General features: G+C 70.7%; 18 protein-coding genes. 9 read left to right on the forward strand and 9 right to left on the reverse strand.

Annotated features, from left to right (window positions below):
• Window positions 1-103: 103 nt before the first annotated feature.
• The 5 genes from MW084_RS02760 to MW084_RS02780 form a co-directional block, all read right to left on the reverse strand.
• Window positions 104-772, reverse strand: a complete 669-nt coding sequence (locus MW084_RS02760; RefSeq protein ID WP_010471612.1) for an EcsC family protein — start codon at window positions 770-772, stop codon at window positions 104-106.
• A 113-nt stretch (window positions 773-885) separates the two neighbouring features.
• A complete protein-coding gene (locus MW084_RS02765) occupies window positions 886-4,083 on the reverse strand; it encodes a type I restriction endonuclease subunit R (RefSeq protein ID WP_010471615.1) in 3,198 nt (1,065 codons plus the stop codon).
• Between the two features lie 2 nt (window positions 4,084-4,085).
• Complete coding sequence (locus MW084_RS02770) at window positions 4,086-5,354, reverse strand: restriction endonuclease subunit S (RefSeq protein WP_010471617.1); 1,269 nt, start codon at window positions 5,352-5,354, stop codon at window positions 4,086-4,088.
• Window positions 5,351-7,360 (reverse strand): type I restriction-modification system subunit M, encoded by a 2,010-nt coding sequence (locus MW084_RS02775; protein WP_010471619.1) that lies wholly within the window; start codon window positions 7,358-7,360, stop codon window positions 5,351-5,353. The genes MW084_RS02770 and MW084_RS02775 overlap by 4 nt, the downstream gene beginning before the upstream one ends.
• Before the next feature lie 92 nt (window positions 7,361-7,452).
• Window positions 7,453-9,681, reverse strand: coding sequence for an N-6 DNA methylase (locus tag MW084_RS02780; RefSeq protein WP_010471622.1), 2,229 nt, complete (start codon window positions 9,679-9,681; stop codon window positions 7,453-7,455).
• 342 nt (window positions 9,682-10,023) lie between these two features.
• Between MW084_RS02780 and MW084_RS02785 the strand changes: the two genes are divergently transcribed.
• Together MW084_RS02785 and MW084_RS02790 are read left to right on the forward strand one after the other, a co-directional pair.
• Window positions 10,024-10,485 carry a hypothetical protein gene (locus MW084_RS02785; protein ID WP_010471624.1) on the forward strand — a complete coding sequence of 154 codons (462 nt, stop codon included), beginning with the start codon at window positions 10,024-10,026 and terminating at the stop codon, window positions 10,483-10,485.
• Between the two features lie 97 nt (window positions 10,486-10,582).
• Window positions 10,583-13,960: a HelD family protein gene (locus MW084_RS02790; protein ID WP_010471626.1), complete on the forward strand. Its 3,378-nt coding sequence runs from the start codon at window positions 10,583-10,585 to the stop codon at window positions 13,958-13,960.
• A 452-nt stretch (window positions 13,961-14,412) separates the two neighbouring features.
• Here the strand turns inward: MW084_RS02790 and MW084_RS02795 are convergent, their stop codons facing one another.
• Window positions 14,413-15,636 carry an NAD(P)-dependent malic enzyme gene (locus MW084_RS02795; protein WP_010471628.1) on the reverse strand — a complete coding sequence of 408 codons (1,224 nt, stop codon included), beginning with the start codon at window positions 15,634-15,636 and terminating at the stop codon, window positions 14,413-14,415.
• A gap of 648 nt (window positions 15,637-16,284) precedes the next feature.
• Between MW084_RS02795 and MW084_RS02800 the strand changes: the two genes are divergently transcribed.
• From MW084_RS02800 to MW084_RS02815, 4 genes are all read left to right on the forward strand, one after another.
• Window positions 16,285-17,274 carry an ABC transporter substrate-binding protein gene (locus MW084_RS02800; RefSeq protein WP_010471630.1) on the forward strand — a complete coding sequence of 330 codons (990 nt, stop codon included), beginning with the start codon at window positions 16,285-16,287 and terminating at the stop codon, window positions 17,272-17,274.
• 42 nt (window positions 17,275-17,316) lie between these two features.
• Window positions 17,317-18,255 (forward strand): amino acid ABC transporter permease, encoded by a 939-nt coding sequence (locus tag MW084_RS02805; protein WP_010471631.1) that lies wholly within the window; start codon window positions 17,317-17,319, stop codon window positions 18,253-18,255.
• Window positions 18,252-19,019: an amino acid ABC transporter ATP-binding protein gene (locus tag MW084_RS02810; protein ID WP_010471633.1), complete on the forward strand. Its 768-nt coding sequence runs from the start codon at window positions 18,252-18,254 to the stop codon at window positions 19,017-19,019. Before MW084_RS02805 ends, MW084_RS02810 begins: the two co-directional genes overlap by 4 nt.
• A 256-nt stretch (window positions 19,020-19,275) precedes the next feature.
• Complete coding sequence (locus MW084_RS02815) at window positions 19,276-19,905, forward strand: CGNR zinc finger domain-containing protein (protein ID WP_010471634.1); 630 nt, start codon at window positions 19,276-19,278, stop codon at window positions 19,903-19,905.
• On the opposite strand, the gene sodX is transcribed toward MW084_RS02815, so the two are convergent.
• Window positions 19,809-20,234, reverse strand: a complete 426-nt coding sequence (gene sodX, locus MW084_RS02820; protein WP_010471636.1) for a nickel-type superoxide dismutase maturation protease — start codon at window positions 20,232-20,234, stop codon at window positions 19,809-19,811. The two genes, MW084_RS02815 and sodX, sit on opposite strands and share 97 nt — an antisense overlap.
• Window positions 20,235-20,393: 159 nt before the next feature.
• On the opposite strand from sodX, the gene sodN reads away from it, so the two are divergent.
• Both sodN and MW084_RS02830 read left to right on the forward strand, forming a co-directional pair.
• Window positions 20,394-20,789: a superoxide dismutase, Ni gene (gene sodN, locus MW084_RS02825; protein WP_010471638.1), complete on the forward strand. Its 396-nt coding sequence runs from the start codon at window positions 20,394-20,396 to the stop codon at window positions 20,787-20,789.
• Window positions 20,790-20,882: 93 nt separating this feature from the next.
• The gene (locus MW084_RS02830; protein ID WP_010471640.1) at window positions 20,883-21,236 is read left to right on the forward strand and encodes a hypothetical protein; all 354 of its coding nucleotides are present in this window, start codon (window positions 20,883-20,885) and stop codon (window positions 21,234-21,236) included.
• Between the two features lie 61 nt (window positions 21,237-21,297).
• Here the strand turns inward: MW084_RS02830 and MW084_RS02835 are convergent, their stop codons facing one another.
• Window positions 21,298-21,492 carry a hypothetical protein gene (locus MW084_RS02835; protein ID WP_010471641.1) on the reverse strand — a complete coding sequence of 65 codons (195 nt, stop codon included), beginning with the start codon at window positions 21,490-21,492 and terminating at the stop codon, window positions 21,298-21,300.
• Window positions 21,493-21,557: 65 nt separating this feature from the next.
• A complete protein-coding gene (locus MW084_RS02840) occupies window positions 21,558-22,586 on the reverse strand; it encodes a saccharopine dehydrogenase family protein (protein ID WP_010471644.1) in 1,029 nt (342 codons plus the stop codon).
• 99 nt (window positions 22,587-22,685) lie between these two features.
• Here MW084_RS02840 and MW084_RS02845 point away from each other — a divergent pair, with 99 nt between their 5' ends.
• The gene (locus MW084_RS02845; protein WP_010471646.1) at window positions 22,686-23,639 is read left to right on the forward strand and encodes a helix-turn-helix domain-containing protein; all 954 of its coding nucleotides are present in this window, start codon (window positions 22,686-22,688) and stop codon (window positions 23,637-23,639) included.
• The last annotated feature ends 27 nt before the right edge of the window (window positions 23,640-23,666 follow it).

A 23,666-nucleotide genomic window follows, 5' to 3' on the forward strand; every position in this document is an offset into this window, starting at 1 on the left:
CCCCTCCGCATAGCCCGAAGCCACGCACCCCCGGCGGGAGGGCGCACCCGCGACAGGGCGCCCCACCAACCGAGTCGGCGGCCACGGGCCTGACGCCGCGCTGTTACTTCACGTCTTTGGCCAGGACGGCGACGGCAACCCCGCCCACCACCCTCGTCAGCACGTAGTTGGTCGAGCTGCTGAAGGCGACACCGATGCCGGCCGGAATCGCCTTGGCCATCGCCTTCTGGGTGAAGGTGATGGACACCCGCTTGAACAGCTGCTTGATCGTGACCAGGGCGGGCCCTGTGAGGTACTGGTAGACCAGCTTCTCGGCGATCTTCATGACAGCCGCCTTGCCGCCCTTCGACGCCATCTTCTCCACCGAGCTGGCCAGAGCGAGGGTGAAGGCGAGGTGCTTCTTGTCCTCGGCGCTCAACTCGGTCTCGAACACCTCGACCAGGCACATGCACATGTCGACCTGGAGCTTGAGTGCTGCGGCGGTATCGGCGACACCCCCGCTCACGACTGCGACCGCCGTCCCGATCCCTGGGATGACGCCCGGGGCCGCGGTGACCGCCCCAGCCGCTGCCGAGAGCTTGGAGTACCGGCCGATGATTTTGGCCGCGATCCGGCGCTTGTCCTCCAGGCTCTCGGGCTTCCGCTCGTTCTTGTCCTCGAAGGCCGCACGGTAACCGTCCACGACCTTGGCAGCCGCCTCCGGTGTCATGACGATCGTCTCGACGGCTTTCTGGAGCCGAGACTCCTCGGGCCCGTCCACCTCGTTGTTCATGTACCCCTCCCCATTCGTTGCACCTCGCGCAGAGGGCAACCCTTGTGCTTCCCGCTGTACTGCTGACGTTCCCGATGTACGCCCCGGCCGACCTCCCGGCCGGGGCGTACACGTCAGATGCCGTCGTCGAGCCCCGCCTCGCGGCGGAGCATCCGCCAGGCGGCCTTGCGGGCGCTGCGGTCCAGGCTGGACTTGAAGCCCTTGTCGGGACCGAAGTACTGGCGGCCCATGCCCGCGATGGTGTCGATGTGGTCGGCCATCTTGTCCGCGAAGACGGTGTCGAAGACGAGGCCGAAGTTCTCCTCGTCGTTGACGAGGGCCGCCGCTTTCACCTTCGGGTCGGCCGTGGCCTCCTCGAACGGGCGGATGACGTCCTGCTCCGTGAAATCGGTGCCGAACCGTTCGTTGAACTTCTCGATCAGCTCGGAGAGCAGCGACTTCTCCGCCTCCTTCGCGCCGCCCGAGCCGTCGCCGAAGCCCTGCATCGTCGCCGGCCCCTCGGGGGCGAGGGAGACGTCGTACTCGCCGGTCTTCTCCACCCGCAGGTGGCTGAGGTCGACCTCGCCTATGTCCACCCCGCCGTCCGCGCGGCGCGGCAGCCGGTTGAGGAGGTAGCGGCCGTAGAGGTGCAGCCGTTCCAGCTCGGCATCCTGGTAGGGGACGATCTGCGCGAGGAAGCCGTACTTCCTGACGTAGTCGTTGAGGTCGGCGCGGAAGCCCTCCGCCGTCTCCTGGTCGTCCTCGTCCTCGCTTTCGAGCAGAGCGGTGAAGCGGGCGACCGCCGGGGAGAGCAGCCGGTACAGCTCGGCGTGCAGCTTCTCCCACTTGGACTGCGAACCCGCCGCCTTCTCCTTGGCGGCGAAGTACGCGGCGGCGAACTCGTCCATCTCCTGCCCGGAGAGGACCGCCGCCTGCATGACCCGGCTCTGCGCGGTGTAGAGGAGGTTGGGGTCGGAGGGGAGGGTGTTCGCCTCCTCGAAGTACGGGCGGAAGGACTCCTGTATGTCCTCGGCGTCGTTGACGAAGTCGAGGACCGCCAGGTCGGCCTGGGTCTTGCGCTCGGCGGTCCGGTTCAGCCGGGACAGGGTCTGAACGGCGGAGATGCCGGTCAGCGTCTTGTTGACGTACATCGTCGTGAGGAGCGGCTGATCGAAGCCGGTCTGGTACTTCTCCGCGACGACGAGGATCTTGTACTCGCGCTGGCCCGGACCACCGGCTCGGACGGCCTTGTCGTCGGCGCGCGTGTAGGCGAACGCCTTCGGCAGCGCGCTCTCCGACAGCCCGCCGTTCTCCTTCGGCTCGGTGGTCTCCTCGCCGTCGATGGTGAGCGAGCCGGAGAAGGCGACGAGGACACCCAGGTCGGGGTACTTGGTGTCGTAGTCCCGGTCCTTGATGTAGCTCTTGATGGCCCGCGCCATCTGCACGGCGGACTGCCGGGAGGCGGTCACCACCATCGCCTTGGCCCGCCCGCCGAGACGGCCCCGGCTGTGCGTCGCGAAGTGCTCCACGATCACCTGGGCGTGCTGGGCGACCGTCGAGTCGTGGGTCAGCGCGTACCGGGCGAGCAGGGGGTTCGCCTTCGACGGGTCGACCTCCCGCTCGTCGGGGTTCTGGTTCACCAGCTTCCAGTACGTGTTGTACGTGACGTAGTTGCGCAGCGGGTCGAGGATGAAGCCTTCCTCGATCGCCTGACGCATGGAGTACGTGTGGAAGGGCCGGTAGGCCGCCTTGCCGTCGACGTCCTGGAGCGTGCCGAAGAGTTCGAGGGTCTTGGCCTTCGGCGTGGCGGTGAACGCGAAGTAGGAGAGGTTCGCGGCGCGGGAACGCTGCTCGGCCCTCTTCTTGAGCTGCTCCTCCAGGGTGGCGCCCTCGGCCTTGACCATGGTCGCGCCCGCGTCGTCCGAGTCGGAGTCCAGGCCGAGGTCGCGCAGCGCGGACCGTACGGCGGTGGCGGCGTCGCCGGACTGCGAGGAGTGCGCCTCGTCCACGATGATCGCGAAGCGGCTGCCCTGGATCTCGGTGGGGTTGCGCTGGAGGTAGTCGAGCAGCGCCGGGAACGAGTGCAGGGTGACCGTGACGATCTTCCCGGTGTCGCGGGAGAGGGCCTTGGCGAGCTGCTCGCCCTTCGCCCCGTGCTTCTCGTCGATCTTCACGACGAGGCCCGCGGTCTGCTCGAAGCTGCCGACCGTCTCCCGGAGCTGCGCGTCCAGGTTGCGGCGGTCGGTGATGACGATGACCTTGTCGAAGACCGGCACGCCCGGCTTGAGACCCTTGGCGACGGCCTCGGGGTCGAGTTCGCGGGGGTCGGTGGGGGTGTGCAGGTCGCTGAGGCGGTGCGCCAGCCAGCCGATGGTGTTCGACTTGCCCGAGCCGGCCGAGGCCATCACCAGGTAGTCGTGTCCGGCGCCGTGGGTGGCGGCGTGCGCGGTGAGCTTCTTGACCGCGTCCCACTGGTGGAACCTGGGGAAGATCATCGTCTTGGTGGTGCCGCCGCCGGGCGTCTTGCTCTTGTGCAGGTGCACGAACCGCTGGAGCAGGTCCAGCCAGTTGTCCGGCTGCCAGACCTGCTCCCAGAGGTAGGAGGTCGCGTACGTGCCGTAGACGGTCGGGGCCGGGTTGCCGGCGCCGCCCGGCTGACCGGGGCCGTTGGAACCGGTGTTGAAGGGGAGGAAACGGGTGTTCTTGCCCTTGAGCTGGGTGGCGACGAAAACCAGGTCCGGGTCGACGGCGAAGTTGGCGACGACGCGGCGGGTGAAGATCAGCTCCGTGGGGTCCCGTTCGGTGCGGTACTGCTCCTTGGCCTGCTCCACACCCTGCCTGGTCAGCGGGTTCTTCAACTCGGCCGTGGCGACCGGGATTCCGTTGAGGAACAGGACGAGGTCGAGCCGGTTGCCCCAGTCCGCCTGCTTGGTCGCGTACTCCAGCTCCCGGACGACGGTGAGGCGGTTGGCCCGGTACCCGTCGAGTACGGAGTCATGGGCGACGAGGTTCGGCTTGAAGTAGGCGACGCGGAGCAGGACGCCCCGGTCCTTGACGCCGTTGCGGAGCACGTCGAGAAGGCCGTTGGTGGTGATGGCCTGGTCCAGGCGAGCGGCGAACCCCCGCTGGGCCTCGTTCGGGTCGCCGCCGTAGACGGTGAGCAGCTCGCCCCACTCGTCGGGCTGGGTCTCCCGGATGAAGGCGAACAACTCGCCGGTGTCCAGGCCGAGATCGGCCCGGTAATTCTGTCGGCTTGCCTCGCGCCAGCCGCGCTCGACCATGGCGGCGACGATGGCGTCCCCGAAGGCGGACTCCGTGTGGATGGGACTCATGGCTACGCGCTCACTCCGTCCGTTACGTTGCGCCCGCTGGCGGTGGATACGTCGAACTGGCCGGTTACGGCGGCGGTGATGAGGGCCTGGCGGCGTTCGGTGAGCAGTGCATCTCGTCTTTCAAGTTGCGACACCTGCACTCGGGCGGATTTCTCCGATTCCCGAAGCCGACTAGCGATCTGAAGCTGCATTTCCGCACTTGGTGCAGGAATTCGCAACTGGCGGACCAGTTCCTGACTAAGGTTGGGCTGACCGGCGCCAACGGCTTGAGTCACGATCCCATCCTTGTGTGCGCGAAACCAATAGTATGCAAACTCGGTCGAGATTCTTCCAGTGGGAACTAGGGCGCAGCACGCCTGATTAAGGCATGAATCCACCTCGAGAATGCCCACTCTTCCCTTTGTGGCGCCCTGGCCGTACAAGGCCACCACGAGCGCTCCCGCTGGATGCACTTTCAAAGCGGGGAAATCGAGCAGTGCTTTCTGTGTGACGCTTTTCTCGGCCCTGCTAATCAAGTCATCTCTAACATCGGCACTATTAACCCACGGATAGGGGCCATCGAAGTATGAAGAATCACTCGACGTTGGTGTGGTACCACTCGAAGTGCGAAATTCCTGACTGACTTTGTGGAGCTTCCACTCATGATGCATCCTCGGCATCCAGGGGATGCCAGTTTCTGTCGCGGGTCCCTGGCCGACTGTGGTCTCCTGGCGCATGAGCTCCTTGAATCGAAGTCCAAGGAGTTCTGCTTGTCGCTGACTGCAGCTACGCATCGCGTCGATGCGGATGGTCTCGGCGTCGAGGAAGTCGGCGATGCGGCGCTGCTCCTCCAGTGGCGGCAGCCACAGTTCAACCTCGCCCAGCTCTTCTGCGTTCAAGTGAGGTTGGGCCGCCCTGGTACTCGCCAACTTGATTTGATCAAGAGTGGACCTAGTCAGCAGCGCGTAGGCCACAAAGCGTGAGTCCACCGCCTGCGGGGTCACTCGCAGGTCATAGCCTGGAGCGCTGCCAACCCATTCGCTGGTGATACGGGCAGAGTCGCCGGTGTATGCCCCGCTTCGGACGACCAGTATCTCTCCCTCATGCAGCAACGGGGCTCGGCCCAATGGCAGGTCCTCAAGACGAGCGTGAAGCAGGTTGTTGGCGCTGATCTTTCCCCGGAAGACATTAGTTGCCCGGATGATCGGGATGCCCTCCTCTGAGAGTGGAGGTGGCTGGCCCAATCCGTAACGGATTCGAGCCACCCTCTTGAGCGGAACGAACCCGGTCACTCGGTCACCTCACCCAACAGCGCCTGAATCTCCGCCTCCAGCGACTTCAGCTCCGCGTCGATCTCCGCCAGCGGCCTCGGCGGCTTGTACACGTAGAAGTGCCGCGTGAACGGAATCTCGTAGCCGATCTTCGTCTTCGTGTGGTCGATCCACGCGTCCGGCACGTGCGGCACCACCTCGCGCTTCAGGTACTCCTCGACGTCCTCGCCCAGCGGAACGTTCTCGTAGTCCCGCAGGTCCGCATCCGGCTCCGGCGCGCCCTTGACCTTCTGCTCTTCGCCCTCCGGGTCCCGGACGCCGACCGCGTCCCGTACCGCCTTCGCGAACGGGGCACCCGACGGCCAGGTCAGGCCGGCCGCGACCACGGCGTCCTTGAGCGCGATGAACGCCTCGGACTTCGTCGCCCAGGACGAACCGAGCAGCGTACGCACCGCCGCGACGAACTCCTCGCTCCGCTCCAGCTTGGCCACCGGCTTGGCCACCGCCAGTGCCGCCAGGGTCTCCTCCGTCACCTCGAAGCGGAGTTTCAACGGCCGCTCCACGGTGATGCGCTGGTAGCCGAAGTCCTCGTTGGCGAAGACCTTGACCTTGCCGTGCATCGGGTGCTTCGGGTCCTTCGCGACCTGAAGCGCCTCCGCGTACAGCCGCGTGATGTTCCCGATGTGGTCGGGGCGGCCGTTCGTCCCGTCGCCCAGCTCCTTGCGCTTGTCGCCCAGCGACTTGCGCATCTTCACCCACTGGTCGCGCGCGTCCAGCAGGACGACCTTGCCCTTGTGGTCGGCGTCCTTGCGGTTCGTCAGGATCCAGAAGTACGTGGAGATGCCGGTGTTGTAGAAGAGCTGGTCCGGGAGGGCGACGATCGCCTCCAGCCAGTCGTTCTCCAGGATCCAGCGGCGGATGTTGGACTCGCCGGACTCGGCCGCGCCCGTGAACAGCGGGGAGCCGTTGAAGACGATGGCGACGCGGGAGCCGCCCCCGCCGTTGACGTCCACCGGCTTCATCTTCGAGATCATGTGCTGGAGGAAGAGCAGCGAGCCATCGTTGATGCGGGGCAGGCCCGCGCCGAAGCGGCCGGCGTCGCCGAGCGACTTGTGCTCGTACTCGACCTCGTCCTTGACCTTCTTCCACTCCACGCCGAACGGCGGGTTGGCGAGGATGTAGTCGAACCTGCGGCGGGCGTGGCCGTCGTCGGAGAAGGAGTTGCCGAAGCGGATGTTCTCCGGGTTCTGGCCCTTGATCATGAGGTCGGACCGGCAGATCGCCCAGGACTCGGGGTTGAGCTCCTGCCCGTACACCTCGACCGTCGCGTCCTGGTTGAGGGCCTTGATGTGGTCGTCGGCGGCGCTGAGCATGCCGCCCGTGCCGCAGGCCGGGTCCATGACCGTGCGGACGACACCCGGCACGGTGAGGGCGTCCGCGTCGGGCGCGACCAGCAGGTTCACCATCAGCTTGATGACCTCGCGCGGGGTGAAGTGCTCACCCGCGGTCTCGTTCGACTGCTCGGCGAAGCGGCGGATCAGCTCCTCGAAGACGTAGCCCATGTTGTGGTTGGGCACGGTGTCGGGGTGCAGGTCGAGGTCGGTGAACCTGCCGATGACCCGGTAGAGGAGGTTCGCGGAGTCGAGCTTCCTGACCTGCTGGTTGAACTCGTACCTGTCGAGGACCTCGCGGGCGTTGTCGGAGAAGGCGCCGACGTAGATCTGCAGGTTCTTCGCCGCGTTCTGCGGGTCGGCCGCGATCTTCCGCAGGGTGAGGTCGCTCTTGTTGTAGAAGGAGTGGCCCGAGGCGCGGCGCAGGAAGTGGTCGGTGTCGATGTCCTGGCCCGCGAACCTGGCGACGGTCTCGACGACCTTGTCGCGCGTCGGTTCCAGGACGCACTCCAGGCGGCGCAGCACGGTGAACGGCAGGATGACCTTGCCGTAGTCGGACTGCTTGTAGTCACCGCGCAGGAGATCGGCGACGGACCAGGCGTGGTTCGCCAACTCCGTGTGCTTGCTGCTGTTCAAGAGGTCCCGGCTTCCTTCCGAAAAGACGCCGTCCGGGCGGGGGGACGGCAGGGGTCCAGTGTGGTCGTACGTGGTGGGGCGCGTGGGGCGTTTCAGGCGGAACGGCTGCCCGGGGTGTCCGGGGTGTCCGGGCTGCCCGGGGTGTCCGGTGGCAGGAGTGCGCCGGCGGTGAGGCCGGTGGTCAGGGTGGCCGCGGTGTCGGCGGCGAGGTCGGCGGTACGGCGGGCGGCCGCGCGCAGCTCGTACACACGGCGGAACACCTCCCCGTAGCGCCGCTGCTCCTCCAGCGGCAGCAGCGGTACGCGCAGGCGGCCCGGTGCGACGTGCACGAGGGTGGAGCCGGTGGACGCGGAGGCGATGTTGTCGTCGGCGCCGAGGAACCCGGCGAGGAACCACGGGTCGAGGCGGGCCGGGTCCGGGCGCAGGAGGTGGACGTGCTGGCCGAGCAGGGCTCCGGCGTCCCGGTCGTCCGCGACGCGGGTCATGGCGGCCTGGCCGGCCCCGCTCGCGACGGCGCGGACCAGGACGTCCCCGGCGGCGACGGGCTGCGCGGCGTCGGCGTGGAGGTCGACGGCTCTCCCGGACGGGGGGTTGCCGGTGGAGACGTCCTGGGCGGTGAGGACCGGCCGGTCGACGGCGGGGGCGGCAGGGCCCTTGGAGCCGCGGGTGCCGGGCGGCGCCGCCCGCAGCACGGTCAGGGCGCCGCCGCGCGCCAGGTCGGAGACGGTCGCCGTACGCCACTCGCGGGGCGAGTCCCCGGACGGCTGCCAGCCGCCGGGCGCGGAGGCGGAGGTCAGGGCGGCGACCTGCTCGGCCAGTCGTTCGTGCAGGTCGTGGACGCGCCGGGCCAGGGCCGCCGGGTCGATGTCGGCCGCGGTCGCCCGGACATGGCGGGCCGGGGTGACGTCGACGACGTCGTCGAGGAGGTCGACGACCGGCACCGCGCGGGCGACGCCTGGCTCGCCGGCGTAGGTCTCGGGGGCGGTGGTGAACGCGGCCCACTGGCGAAGGACCCGCTCCGACAGCGCCTCCCAGTCGACGGTGGCGGCGGAGGCCGAAGAGGTGGGGGCGGAGGCGGAAGGGCCGGACCGGCGGGAGCGCGAGCCGGCGCGGGTGCCGGCACCCGCGGTGGCCGTACCGGTGGTGGACGGCGTGCCCGCGGCGCCGTCCCGCTGCTCGCCCTCCCCGTCGACGAACAGCACCGTCGTACGGTCCGGGCCGCCCGGCTCGGGGCGCTGGAGCACCCAGATCTGCAGGCCGACGTGGAGCGGGTACGCGGCGCGCGCCGGGAGGGAGACGACGGCGCGCAGGGCCCCGCCGCGGATGAGTTCCGCGCGGACGCGGCGGCCGGAGGAGCGGAAGGCGACTCCCGGCGGCAGCAGCATGACCGCGTGGCCGCCGGGCTCCAGGTGCGCGAGGGCGTGCTGCACCCACGCCAGTTCGGACTCGAAGCGCGGCGGGACCCCGTACGCCCACCTCGGGTCGTAGGCCAGCTCGTCGTGGCCCCAGTCGCGGTCGGCGAACGGCGGATTGCACAGGACGGCGTCCACGGTGACGTCGGGGAAGGCGTCGGCGCGCAGGCTGTCGCCGACGCGGATCGCCGTCTCGGCGTCGGGTGCGGCGATCAGCAGCCGGACCGCGGTGCGCCGGCCCTGGACGGGGAGCGAGTCCTGCCCGAACAGCTCCCGCGCGCCCTGCCGGGCGGCGGCGGCGAGGAGCGTGCCGCTGCCGCAGGCGGGGTCGAGGACGCGGGAGGCGCCGGCGGGCAGGAGCCGTGCCATGAGCAGGGCCAGGCCCTCCGGGGTCCGGTAGACGCCGGCGGCGGCGCCCTCGTCCAGTTCGCGTTCGGCGAGGACGTCGAGGGCGGCCTGGGCCCCCGCCTCACGGACGCAGCCCAGCAGTGCGCGGACCGCGCCCGCGTCGTCCGGGCCGTAGTGGACCGGTTCGGCCTCGGGCACGGTGGCCGGGAGCTCGCCCGCGGCCTTCTCCGCCCGGGCGAGCAGCTGGTCGTCGGGCAGGGCGGCGAGTTCGGCCGGCTCCTCCGGTGTGCGGCGGGACGCGGCGGCCACCAGGGGGAACAGTCGCGCGGCCACTCCCGAGCCGGGCCCCAGCAGCCGTAGTGCCGTCCGCAACTCCTCGGTCGGCGAGGCGGCGGAGGTGTGCCCGCGTCCCCGCAGCCATGCCTGGACGGCCGGCAGGTCGTAGAGCGGGCTGGATTCCGTGCCCGCGCTGGGGGCCGGGAAGTCGTCGTGGCGGCGGCGCCAGTTGCTGACGGTGGCGCGTGTGACCCCTGCGATGCGGGAGATCTCGGCGGCCGTCACGTGTGCGGCGGGCGCCGGTCGGGGGGGTGGCTGCTGGGGCATGGCGTGGGGTTCCGCACCTCTCGGGCCAGTCGAACAGGGACGGTTAACACGTTACAACACCTGTCAAGCTCGCAAAGCTGTTTGACGACGCTTTCATCGCTGTGGTTGTCTGGTCACGCTTCCGAAGGGGGGCATGCGCCGCCGCGAGCCCGCGACCCCACCGCGTCCTGGCGCCGTACCCGCGCCACGCGTCCGATCGTTCCGGGCCCCTTTCGTCGCAACGCCCCGCCTCGGGGCCGTCCACTCCGCGTCCCTTCCGCACCGCAGTCGCCACCCACCGCACACACGGGAGGAACCCGTATGACCGTGACGGAACAGCCCCGGCAGAACGCGCACCATCCCACCGACCCCGCCCGACCGGCCCCTCCCGGCCAGTCCGTCCCCGTGGCCGCTCCGGTGGGGGCCCGCCTGGAGCAGGAGGCGCTCGGCGAGCCCGCGAAGGTGCTCCTGAAGGCGGCCCCGGGCGACGGCGAGCCCCGGGGGAACTCCCCCGGCGGCCGGATCCACCCCGGGTCCGTCGCCGTCGCCCGGGCCCGCGGCATCGGGCCGCGCGCCTGGATCGAGCTCAGCCCCGGACCCGGCGTGGACCCGGTCGTGGGCCGCAACGGCTCCGCGGCGAAGACCGCTCGCCGTACCGACGCCGTCCGGTCGCACCTCTGCCCGGGATGCCACTCCCACCAGTACGAGATCGGCCCCGCGCACGACCGGGTGCGCACCTGGCGGACGGAGGCCGGCGAGCCGGTCGGGGCGTCGACCATCTGACCGCTTGTTACCAGTCGGTCTCTGATAGGTGTTTCGACGGGGTCGGGCGTATGCCCGTCGCAGCGTCCTCCGGGGCGCTGCAGGGGGAGGGATGCACATGGGCACCACCACGCGCGAAGAGATCATCGCCCTCGAGCAGAAGGCGGTGGACCGCGCCTACGACTGCTACGCCGCGCGGCTGGCCGAACTGACCGGCGGGTCGGTCGCCCTGGCCTCCGCGAGCGGCAAGGACGGCGTCGCCAACCGTCTCGCGGCCGAGGAGCGGGCCGCGGCGTACGGAGGTCTCGGCAAGGCTTCACTGGTCATCAGCCGCGTGGACGTGCGGGACGGCCCCGGTGGGGAGCCCGAGACCTGGTACATCGGCCGGCGTGCCGTTTCCGACGTGCAGACGCGCGACATCGTCGTCGTGGAGTGGACCACCCCGCTCGCGAAGAAGTGGCTCGACGCGCTGCCGGACGCTCCGGGGGAGGTGCGGCTGCGGCGGAGGCTGCACTGCAGGCAGCGCGTCGTCGAAGGCTACGCCGACGACATCTCCGTCACCGTCCCCGCCCCACGGCCGGCGGCGCACGACACCGACGCGCGGTCCGCGGCGGCGGACTCCACCACCGGCACACACCGGCCCGGCAAGGTGCGGCGGCCCGCCCACAGCCCCGCCGACATCGCCCGCGTCCAGCGCCGGAAGCCGGTGCAGCCCGACGACTTCCTCCTGCGTGAGCTTCAGCGGTCGCGCAGCGGCAGCATGCGGGACATCGTCGAGACCATCCGCCGCGACCAGATGGCCCTGGTCACCGGCTCGCCCTCCGACATCCTCGTGGTGCAGGGCGGCCCGGGTACCGGCAAGTCGGCGGTCGGCCTGCACCGCGTGACCTGGCTCGTCAACAACGGGCACTTCACAGCCCGGGACGTCCTCGTCGTCGGACCCCACCAGCGGTTCCTGGAGTACGTGAGCCAGGTGCTGCCCACGCTCGGCACCCGGAACGTCAACGCCGTGCAGGTGACCCGCCTGTGGGACGGCGAGATCCTCGGCACCGACACCCCCGCGGCGCGGGCGGTGAAGTCCGATGAACGTATGGCGGCCGTCCTGCGGCGGCGCGTCGAGATCGAGTGCCGCCCCGAGGCCGTCGACGAGTTCACCGCCACCGCCTCGTACGAGGGGGCCGAGCCGGAGTTCACCGTCACCGTCGGCAGCACGACCCTGCGGGTTCCGCGCTCCGAAGTGATCGCCCTCCTTGAGGACGTGCGCCAGGGCGAGGGCTCCTACCGTGAGCGCCGCGACCGCTTCCGCGGGCTGCTCGTCGACCGCCTGCTGCGGGAACTCGTCGCCGTCGCCCCCCGCCGCAGCCGCGACGCCACGATCCGCCGCGACCTGGAACGCAACCGGCAGGTCGGGCGCCTGATCGAACGCATCTGGCCCTCGCCCGGCGCCAGGGAGGCCCTCCGCACCCTCTACGACTCCGAAGACCTCCTGCGCGCCTGTGCCGAGGGCATCCTCGACGCCTCGGAGCAGGCCGCTCTGCGCCGTCCGCGGGCCGACACGGCCGACGCCGATCCCTGGACGCTCGACGACCGGGTCTGCCTCGAAGAACTGCGGTACCTCATCACCGGGGAGACCCCGCAGCGGTACGGGCACATCGTGGTCGACGAGGCACAGGACCTGACACCCATGCAGGCCCGCTCCCTGCGCCGGCGCTCCGCCGCGCAGGGCTCCATGACCGTCCTCGGCGACCTCGCCCAGGCCACCGGCCCCCACACCCACACCGACTGGGACCGCCTCGGCACCCTCCTGTCCGACCACGGCGACTGGCGCGTGGCCGAGCTGAACACCAGCTACCGCGTGCCCGCCGAGATCATGGAGTTCGTCGCCCCCCTGGCCCATGCCGTCGCCCCCGCGCTGCCCTACCCGCAGGCCGTGCGTGCGGCGGGAGCGGACACCGTACGGACGATCGCGACCGAGCCGTGGAGACTCCTCGACGACACCGTGGCCGAGACCACCCGCCTCGTCGGCACCAGCGACGGACACACCCTGCGCTCCGTGGCTGTCATCGTCCCGGACGACTCCGGCTGGATCGACGAGATCAGCCGCCAGCTGGACCGGGCCGCGGGCATCACCGAGCAGGGACGCCAGGCGGTGTCCGTGCTGGCCGCCGCCCAGGCCAAGGGCATGGAGTACGACCACGTCCTCGTCGTCGAACCCGCCACCATCGCCGACCGGGGCCCGGCCGGACTGCGCCAGCTGTACGTGGCGCTCACCCGCAGCACCCAGAGCCTGACCGTCCTGCACACGTCCCCGCTCCCGCAGGCCCTCACGCAGACCGACGGCGGCGGTACCGGACCAGCACCCACCGAAGGCGAACCAGGCATGACGGACGCTGACGTCCCCGACATCGGTACGGACGTACGAGTCCGCGTGACCGGCCGGGCACCCGGTGGCCGCTACAGGGTCAAGGCCCTGTCCCCCGCGATCGACGTCCCCCTGGTCCTGACCGTCCGCCACGGCTCGGTGCCCCCGGGTCCGGGCGCGGTACTGGACTGCTGGGTGTTCGCCCACGAGACGAACCACTGCCTGCTCACCGCGGACCCGCATGGCCGCCGGCCCATCTCGCCGAGAACGGCGGAACGCTACCTGGCGGCACTCGGCGTTCTCTTCGAGCTGACCGACGGTGGCGGAACCGTTCCGGAGAACGCCCGTGATCGTCTGTCCGAGCTCAAGGGCATGGCCAACCGCGTCCTCCGCCGCGACCGGGCGGACTGGGTGGACGTGCGCCGCGTGCTCGGATCCCCGGACAAGCACCGCCTCAGCCTCCTGCGCGACCTCGCGGCGGACACCAGCCGCATGATCAAGGACGGCGCCCCGGACCTGGACCGCCTCCGGGCGGACCTGGCACGCGCCGGCTGGGCCCAGGCCCTGCACGAAGCCCGGGAGGCCCTGCAGCGCCGGGTCGCCACGGGCGAACCCGAAACCGGCGACGCACCCTCCACCGCTGAACAGCGGTCCGAGCAGAAGGAAACCGAGCCCGTGACCTCCGCCGAAGACCCGCCCGCCACGCCCACGCCGGCGCAGGGGTTCCTGCACTCGCTGGAGAGCGCGGCGACCGCCGACCGCGCGTGCAGAAAGCACGAGGCGGTGCGGCATGCTCTCAAGGCCGCCCTGCTCTGGGAGGACCTGCAGCCGACCGACTCCCCGGTCGTCGACGTCAGCCGGATCGCGGACGACGGTCACTTCCTCTACGAGGTCCTCGGTGCCGGCCGCTCCACCTACGCCGACCTCCGCGCGGGAGCCACCCGCCTCCTGGAGATCAACCACACCCTGCCCGCTCCCGCCGACCGCCTCTACCTGGTGCTCTCCGAACCGCCCGCCGAGGACTGGTCGGCCGACACCGTGTTCGGTGTCTTCGGGGTGCGGGTCCTGTGGCGCACCCCCGACAGTTGGGGCGGCCACGGTGTGGAAACCGCCCTGGGCTCTGGAGAGGCGTAACCCTTTCGACGGAAGCGCGATCGTTCCGTGCCCGCTCGTGCGCTCCTCGGGTGCCCGCAGCGGAACCAGAGCCCGACGGCCCGGAGAAGGCCGGGCCGCAGTCCGTGCCGGATGATGCCTGTCCGTCGGCGAGATGTCGGAGATCAACGCTCCGTCCGCGCACGCGAACGGCCCCGGACCGGGAGTCCGAGGCCGGGCAGGAACCCTCCTCGGGGGAGGAACACCAGGTCAGAGCGGTAGTGCGGTGCGCCCCCGGCAGGATGCGAACCTGCCACGCCCCCTGGAGCAGAGCGGTGCTCCGACCGCCGCCCGAGGGGTCCCGCGTACCCGGCCGCCGCCGCGCCCCGCATGCCGAGGGGCCGCGCCCCTTCCCCCGCACGGGGAGGGAGCACGGCCCTTCAGACTCATGTCAGCGCGGGGCCGGGGCCCGCGGGCGCGGCCCCCGGCGCGCGTCAGCGGCGGGCGACGCCCTCCGCGCGGGCCGCCGCCGCGACGGCCGCGGTGACCGCCGGGGCGACGCGCTCGTCGAACGGCGACGGGATCACGTAGTCGGCGGCGAGGTCGTCGCCGACGACGCCCGCCAGCGCCTCGGCCGCCGCGATCTTCATGCCCTCGGTGATGCGGGAGGCCCGCACCTGGAGGGCTCCCGCGAAGATCCCGGGGAAGGCCAGCACGTTGTTGATCTGGTTGGGGAAGTCGGACCGGCCGGTGGCCACGACCGCCGCGTGGCGGTGCGCGACCTCGGGGTGGACCTCCGGGTTCGGGTTGGCCATGGCGAACACGAACGAGTCCGGCGCCATCGACGCGACCGCCGCCTCCGGCACCGTGCCGCCGGAGACGCCGATGAAGACGTCCGCGCCGGCGAGGGCCGACTCCAGCGAACCGGACAGGCCCGCCTTGTTGGTCAGCTCGGCGAGCTCCCGCTTGACCGGCGTCAGGTCCTCCCGGTCCCGGCTGACGACGCCCTTGCGGTCGGCGACCGCCACGTCGCCGAGGCCCGCCGCCAGCAGGAACTTCGCGATCGCCACACCGGCCGCGCCCGCACCGGAGATCACGGCGCGCAGGTCGCCGAGGCCGCGCCCGGTGAGCCGGGCCGCGTTCCGCAGGGCCGCGAGGGTGACGATGGCGGTGCCGTGCTGGTCGTCGTGGAAGACCGGGATGTCGAGGCGCTCCTGGAGCTTCCGCTCGATCTCGAAGCACCGGGGCGCCGAGATGTCCTCCAGGTTCACCCCGCCGAAGGAGGGAGCGAGCCGGACGACGGTCTCGACGATCTCGTCGGCGTCGGTCGTGGCGAGCGCGATGGGCACCGCGTCCACTCCGCCGAACTGCTTGAACAGGATGGCCTTGCCCTCCATCACGGGGAGCGAGGCCTCGGGCCCGATGTCGCCGAGGCCCAGGACGGCCGTGCCGTCCGTGACGACGGCGACGACCTGGGACTTCCAGGTGTAGTCGTGGACGAGTTCGGGACGCTCGGCGATGGCGCTGCACACCTTCGCCACGCCGGGCGTGTACGCGAGGGACAGGTCGTCCTTGTCGCGGACCGGGACGGTGGCCCGCACGGCCATCTTCCCGCCCCGGTGGAGGGCGAATGCCGGATCGAAGGGCTCGTCCGGGGCGGCCTGCACACCGTCGTCGGTGTCGCCGGCGCCGCGAGGGTTGACGATCTCCGCTGCCATATGGGTTGACCCCTTAATTCTTCATGATTCGAGGGTGGCCACTCCTGGTCGAGGGGTGGGCGGGCACCGCGTCCGCGCCTCGCGACGGGCGGTTGGCCCGCCCCCGCGGAGGCTGGTTGCGAACGCGCGGGCGCGCCGCACAACGCGCCCTGGGCCCCGGGTGAGGGGTGTAAGGATCCTTCTTACCCGACGGACACCTCTACGGACGAGTCAGGTTGCCGTGGGGCCGGTCACCGGGCCCTTTGCGGCACCCCGGAGGGGCGGCCGGACCGCCTCGGCGCGCCCCGCCCCGAGGGAGGTGACACACCCGCCCATTCGGCCCGGAACGCTCCGCGCCCCGGTGACATGACTCATGGGTGAATTACTGGACAAGTCCACACCACGTCCTGATTGCCCCCTCGATCGCGTCCATATCGCGAGATCCGCAGAAGATTTTCCGGCGCGAAGTCGACCGGTCCGCAGAAGGTCCGGCCGCGGCGGGAAGGGCCGTTGAGGTTCGAGAGGCACCCGTTATCCGATTTTGACATGCGGAGCCCCTTGTGGGAGCCGACCCGAATGGCAAGATGCCGTAATCACACGAGGTCGCGACACTCGAAGGCGCGTGCCCGACCCATTGGCATTCCTTTCACCCGCCGGAGGAACCCGACCATGACCGCAAGCACCACCCGCCGCCCGGCCGCCGCGAAGACCCGGGCACCGCGGTCGTCCCGGACCGTCGCGGTCGCCGCGACCGCGGTCGCCGGCGCCCTGCTGCTCACCGCCTGCGGCGACCAGACGCAGAGCGGCGCCTCCGGCGAGAAGACCAAGGAGTCGGCCTCGGCCTCCGCCCCGCTCGCCGACAAGCTGCCGAAGGACATCCGCGACAAGGGCGTCGTCAAGGTCGGCTCGGACATCGCGTACGCGCCGGTCGAGTTCAAGGACAAGAGCGGCAAGACGGTCGGCATCGACCCCGACCTGGCCGACGCGATGGGCAAGCAGCTCGGCGTGACGTTCCAGTTCGAGAACGGCACCTTCGACACCCTGATCACCGGTCTGCGCGCCAAGCGGTACGACATCGCGATGTCCGCCATGACGGACACCAAGGACCGCCAGGAGGGCATCGACGCGGAGACGAAGAAGAAGGTCGGTGAGGGCGTCGACTTCGTCGACTACTTCAACGCCGGTGTCTCGCTCTACACCAAGAAGGGCAACGACAAGGGCATCACGTCCTGGTCGGACCTCTGCGGGAAGAAGCTCGTCGTCCAGCGCGGCACGGTCTCCGAGGACCTGGCCAAGGCCGAGTCGAAGAAGTGCACGGACGGCAAGAAGCCCGCGATCGCCATCGAGGCCTTCGACAACGACCAGCAGGCCCAGACCCGCCTGCGCGCGGGCGGCGCCGACGCCGGTTCCTCCGACTTCCCGGTCGCCGCGTACACCGTGAAGACCTCCGGCGGCGGCAACGACTTCCAGATCGTCGGCGAGCAGGTCGAGGCCGCCCCGTACGGCATCGCCGTCGCCAAGAAGAACACGCAGCTGCGTGACGCGATCAAGGCCGCCATGGACGCGATCATCGCCAACGGCGAGTACAAGAAGATCCTCGACAAGTGGGGCGTCGCCGAGGGCGCCGTGACCGAGGCCAAGATCAACGGCGGTTCCTGATTACCGGCCGGCACCGACAGGCCACTGAGAGGCACCACCACTGTGACAACTGACATCGAGAAGAAGGGCCCGGAGGGCGCCGTCCCGCCCTCCGGCCCGGAGGCGATCAAGGCGATCCCGGTCCGCCACTACGGCCGGTACGTCAGCGCCGTCGTCGCCATAGCGGCCTTCGCCGCGATCATCTACGCGTTCGCGCAGGGCCAGATCAACTGGAACGCGATCCCGGACTACTTCTTCGACGGCCGGATCGTCGAGGGCGTCGGACAGACCCTGCTGCTGACCGTCCTGTCGATGGCCATCGGCATCGTCGGCGGCATCCTGCTGGCCGTCATGCGGCTGTCGAAGAACCCGGTGACGTCGTCCATCGCCTGGTTCTACATCTGGTTCTTCCGGGGCACCCCGGTCCTGGTGCAGCTGTTCGTCTGGTTCAACCTGGGCCTGGTCTTCGAGTACGTCAACCTCGGCCCGTTCTACAAGGACGAGTGGTCCGACTTCATGACGCCGTTCCTCACGGCGCTCCTGGGTCTGGGCCTGAACGAGGCCGCGTACATGGCCGAGATCTGCCGCGCGGGCCTCCTCGCGGTCGACGAGGGCCAGACCGAGGCAGCCCACGCGCTGGGCATGAGCCACAGCAAGACGCTGCGCCGCATCGTGATCCCGCAGGCCATGCGCGTCATCGTGCCCCCCACGGGCAACGAGGTCATCAACATGCTGAAGACGACCTCGCTGGTGGCGGCGGTGCAGTACTACGAGCTGCTGCGCAACGCGCAGGACATCGGCCAGACGTCCGGCGCCCCGGTGGAGATGCTGTTCCTGGCGGCCACCTGGTACCTGATCATGACGTCGATCCTCAGTGTCGGGCAGTACTACCTGGAGAGGTACTACGCACGCGGAAGCTCCCGCTCGCTCCCGGCGACCCCGTGGCAGAAGGTGAAGACGCACCTGCTGTCGTTCTCCAGCCGGCAGGGAGGCAACGCATGACCGCGAACGCCATGGTGAAGGCCGAGGGCGTCCACAAGTCCTACGGCGCCGCGCACATCCTCAAGGGCATCGACCTGGAGGTCGCGCCGGGCGAGGTGTTCTGCCTCATCGGCCCGTCCGGTTCCGGCAAGTCGACGTTCCTGCGCTGCATCAACCACCTGGAGCAGATCAACGCCGGACGCCTGTACGTCGACGGCGAGCTGGTCGGCTACCGCCAGAAGGGCGACAAGCTCTACGAGCTCAAGGACGACGAGGTCGCGCTGAAGCGGCGGGACATCGGCATGGTGTTCCAGCGCTTCAACCTCTTCCCGCACATGACGGCCCTGGAGAACGTCATGGAGGCGCCGATCCAGGTCAGGCGGGAGTCCAAGGCCGTGGCCCGGGAGCGGGCGGTGAAGCTGCTGGACCGGGTCGGCCTCGGGGACCGCGCCGGGCACTACCCGTCGCAGCTGTCCGGCGGCCAGCAGCAGCGGGTGGCGATCGCCCGCGCCCTGGCCATGGAGCCGAAGCTGATGCTGTTCGACGAGCCGACGTCGGCGCTCGACCCGGAGCTCGTGGGCGACGTGCTGGACGTCATGCGGGACCTGGCCGAGTCGGGCATGACGATGGTCGTGGTCACGCACGAGATGGGCTTCGCGCGCGAGGTCGGCGACTCGCTGGTGTTCATGGACGGCGGCGTGGTGGTCGAGTCGGGCAACCCACGCGACGTCCTGACCAACCCGCAGCACGACCGGACGAAGGCGTTCCTGTCGAAGGTGCTCTGAGCGGCCCGGCGGGCCGCGGGGAGAGGGGCGGTACGGGTGCCCGGCACCCGCGCCGCCCCTCTTCCGCACGCGCGGCGGCCGCGCGCGGCGCCGGGGAACCGGCCGCGCGGCCCCTTCGTGGTACTCCCTGTGACACGGGCGGCAGGAGAGCGTGCGGGAACATGACCGGAAGCAACGCGCCGGTAACTCCCGATTATCCCGCTCGCCTCTTACTCTTGAATCGTCGGACCCAAAACCGCCCCGGTGAGGACTTCTCGTGGAACTGGCCCACTACTCGGACTACGCCGTGCGTCTGGTGAACACCGAGGAGCCGGCGCGCGGCAGGGACGCCCTGACCTCCGTCGAGGCGGTGCGGGACCTCTTCGTCGGGATGACGCAGATGTCCCGGCGCCTGACGGACACCGACGTGGGCCGGTTCCGGGCGGTGCGGGCGCGGCTGCGGGCGGTCTTCACCGCGGCCGACGAGGGCGACCAGGCGCGGGCGGTGGACCTGCTGAACTCGCTGCTGCTGGAGTTCCCGGTCAGCCCGCAGATCTCCGGCCACGTCCTGCTCGACGAGGAGGGCCACCCCCGCTGGCACATGCACCTGGCCGAGCACCCGTCGAACGCGACCGCCGGGTACGCCGCCGTCGCCGCCATGGGCCTGGCCTTCCACCTCACGGAGCTCGGCGCCGACCGGCTGGGCCTGTGCCGGGCGGCCCCGTGCCGCAACGCGTACCTGGACACCTCCACCAACCGCTCCCGCCGCTACTGCTCCGACCGCTGCGCCACCCGCGCGAACGTGGCCGCCTACCGCGCCCGCAAGCGCCTGGAGACCGAGCGGTCCACCGGCACCGGCCGCACGGCCGACAGGAGCCACGCCAGCACCACGCCGACGGACCGCTGACGCCCGGGCCGGACACCCCGGTACCGCGCCCGGACGCGGCCCAGCACCAGCTCGGCGGGGACCGTCCCGAAGACCCTGCTGTCCACCGCCTCGGCCGCCCGGTTGTCCCCCAGCACCCACCAGCCGCCCGCGCGCCGCTCCACCAGCCGCTTGACGATCAGCAGGTCCTGCTGGAGCGGATGGCGCAGCACGACCACCGCGCCCGGGCACGGCGGCGCCCCGTAGTGCACCAGCAGCCGGTCGCCGTGGTGCAGCGTGGGCACCATGGAGGGCCCCGTCACCTCCGCGATCCCGAAGGGCAGCAGGGGCCCGCGCCCTCGTTCCGTCATTGGCGTCCACCGCCCGCCGGGGTCTCCACGTGCGGTTCCTCCATCGGTCCCATGATCCTCCCGGACTTTCGTCCTAAGCCCCAGGGGGCGCTCGCGAAAACCGCCCTCCCACCGAGTAATCTCCCACCTGAGAAGACGATCACGAGGAAGGACAGCAACATGCTCTCCCGCCTGTTTGCTCCGAAGGTCAAGGTCAGCGCCCACTGCGACCTGCCCTGCGGTGTCTACGACCCGGCCCAGGCCCGCATCGAGGCCGAGTCGGTCAAGGCCGTCCAGGAGAAGATGGCCGCCAACGACGACCCGCACTTCCAGGCCCGCGCCGTGGTGATCAAGGAGCAGCGCGCCGAGCTCGCGAAGCACCACGTCTCCGTGCTGTGGAGCGACTACTTCAAGGCCCCGCACTTCGAGAAGTACCCGGAGCTGCACCAGCTGGTCAACGACACCCTGAAGGCCCTGTCGGCCGCCAAGGCGTCGACGGACCCGAAGACCGGCGAGAAGGCCCTGGAGCTCATCGCCGAGATCGACCGCATCTTCTGGGAGACCAAGAAGGCCTGACCTTCGCCGTGCGGGTCTCTCACAAAACCGCAGGTAGAACCCCATAGAGAAGGGCCCGACCGCCTCCTGGACGCTGTTGGTTCATTCGGGCCTGTGCGTGACGTCGGCCTTCAAGACCCGGTTGCGGCCTTGAAGGCCGACGTTTGGGAGAGGGATGGGAGACAAGGTCAGGAGGACTGTCGGTTCGCCCCTCCCTCCACCCCCTCGGCGCCTGCACTGGCCGCCGAGCCAGCGCGGCGGGCCGCAGACCTGGCCGCGTTCCGGGAGATCCGGGAGGGTCTGGAGTGGCGGCTGGACCGGTCGGAACGGCGGATCGAAAGCCTCACGGTGCTGGTGCGCGCGTTCGCCGGGTACGTGGCGGAGCTGACGGGGCGGATGCGAGAGCACCCCATCGAGCCGCCGGTGCCGCCACAGCGGGTGAACGAGTACGACCGGACCGGTGTGTGACGAAGCGCTCCCTGTCCTCCCCCTGCGCCTCAGGTTCCAGCGGTCATCGCAACACCCGGGGTCAGGCCGCGTCGGGCCCGGGGTAGTCCGGATCGTCCAGCGGCTTCGCGCTGTGCGCGGAGACGGTGAAGTGGCGGTCGTCGAGGAGACGCTGCCCGTGCTCGGTGAGTGCGACGGCACCACCACCACGGTCCGGGAGCGGGAGGAGGTCCAGCCCGCGAAGACGGTCGACATGGCGCCGCCCGTCGCCGAGCACCCCTGGTGGCGGGCGGCCTTCTTGTTGTCATCCCCTCGCCGCGCAAGACCCAACGCGAAGCCCGTTCAGGGCAGTTGGAGCGAGATGTGCGCGGACAGGGCATGGAGGAAGTCGCGCGCGTCGAAGACCGCGCCGGCGGAGGCCGCGCCGACCGTCCTGGTCCGTCCCGTGAGGACGCGGTGGACCGCTTCCACCACGAGCGGCGCGCTGACGGCGTAGATGTCCCGGCCGCTCGCCACGGCGCGCCGTTCCTCGCCTCCGGAGCGTACGACGACATCGACGAGGAAGGTCTGCGCGGACCGCCCGTTCCCGTCGACCGCGACCGGCGCCGGTGTGTCGGGAGCCGCCAGGTCGCCGGCCGCCTCGGTCGTCATGTAGGTGCGCACCTCGGGGACGGCCAGATGGCTGGGGACGGTGACGACGTCGGCCATGGTGAACTCCCCGATCACGGTCCGGACCCCCAGCGGGTCGGGAAAGGACCACTTCAGCGTCGGCGGGACGTCGTCGCGGTACTGCAGCCGCCCGCCGCTGTACACGACGCGCCGGCCCTCCCTGCGCTGCCGGGAGACCGCGCCCGCGGCGCGGGTCCCGGCGGTGGGATGCCAACTGCTCAGCGCGTACGCGACATGCGCCTCGTCGGCCGAGGTCCAGTCGCCCGTCGCCGCGGTGACCAGCAGGTCGCCGAGGCCGCCGAAGAAGGCCATCGCGGGGACCACCAGGGTGCCCGCGGCCGCGGCGCGGTCCGCGAAACGCCCGAGCGTGTCGAGGTTGGCCTCGATCTCGGCCGCCACGTCCAGGTACGGGATCCCGGCGCGCAGCGCCGCCTCGATCACCGGAGCGGCGGTCGTGGCGAAGGGCCCCGCGCAGTTGACCACGGCGTCCGCACCGGCCAGCGCGCGGTCGAGCGAAGCCGGGTCGTCGACCGTGGCGGGCCGGACGTCGAGCCCCGGACGGGACGCCGCGAGCGCCCGCAGCCTGCCGGCGTCGCGTCCGGACAGCACCGGGACGAACCCCCGGTCCAGCAGCTCCGCCACCACGAAGCGCCCGGTGTGCCCGTAGGCGCCGAAAACCGCAACCGTCCGACCCGTACCCATCGGTTCTCCCGCACTCGATCGATCAACTGTGATCATCCTGGTGGCGGAGACCGGTTCCACGTGAGCGTCCGGAACGACACGCCCCATACACTTTCGGACATGAGCACTGTCGCGCTGGCTGTCACCGACGGGGTGCTGCACTTCGAACTGTCCGTGGCGTACGAGGTCTTCGGCGCCGACCTGTCGGGCGTGACCGACCGCTGGTACGACTTCGCCGTCCATGGACCGGGCCCCGTACGGATCGGCAGGTTCCACCTGGAACCCGACCACGGGCTCGACCGGCTCGCCCGCGCCGACACGGTGATCGTCCCCGGCTGGGCCGACGTCGACGAGGACCCGCCCGCCGACCTGGTCGACGCGGTGCGCGCGGCCCACGAGGCGGGTGCGCGGGTGGTGTCCCTGTGCACGGGCGCGTTCGTCCTGGCCGCCGCCGGCCTGCTGGACGGCCGGCGGGCGACCACGCACTGGGTGCACACCCGGGCCCTGGCCGCCCGCTATCCCCGGGTGGAGGTGGATCCGGACGTGCTCTACGTGGACGACGGCAGCGTGCTCACCTCCGCCGGCAAGGCGGCGGCGATGGACCTGTGCCTGCACCTGGTCCGCCTCGACCACGGCTCGGCGATCGCCAACACGGTCGCCCGCCGCCTGGTGGTGCCTCCGCAACGGGCGGGCGGCCAGGCCCAGTTCGTCACGGCCCCGGTGCCCGCCCGGGACGACCACCCGCTCACCGGGCTGCTCCCCTGGGTGACCGAACGGCTCGACCGGCCGCTGACCGTCGAGGACCTGGCCCGCCAGGCGAACATGAGCTCACGCAATCTGGGCCGCCACTTCAGGTCGGCGACCGGAACCACGCCGCTGCGCTGGCTGCTGACCCAGCGGATCCGGCGGGCGCAGGAACTGCTGGAGACCACCGACGAAAGCGTCGCCGCCATCGCGGCCGCCACCGGCATGGGCACCGCCACGACGCTGCGCCGCCACTTCAACCGCGCGGTCGGCGTGCCCCCGGACACCTACCGCCGCACCTTCCGGAACTCCCGGGCCGGTACCGGCTGACGAGCCGCCACCGGGCCCCGGCCCGCC

It is taken from the genome of Streptomyces sudanensis, from assembly GCF_023614315.1.
GTDB lineage: Bacteria > Actinomycetota > Actinomycetes > Streptomycetales > Streptomycetaceae > Streptomyces > Streptomyces sudanensis.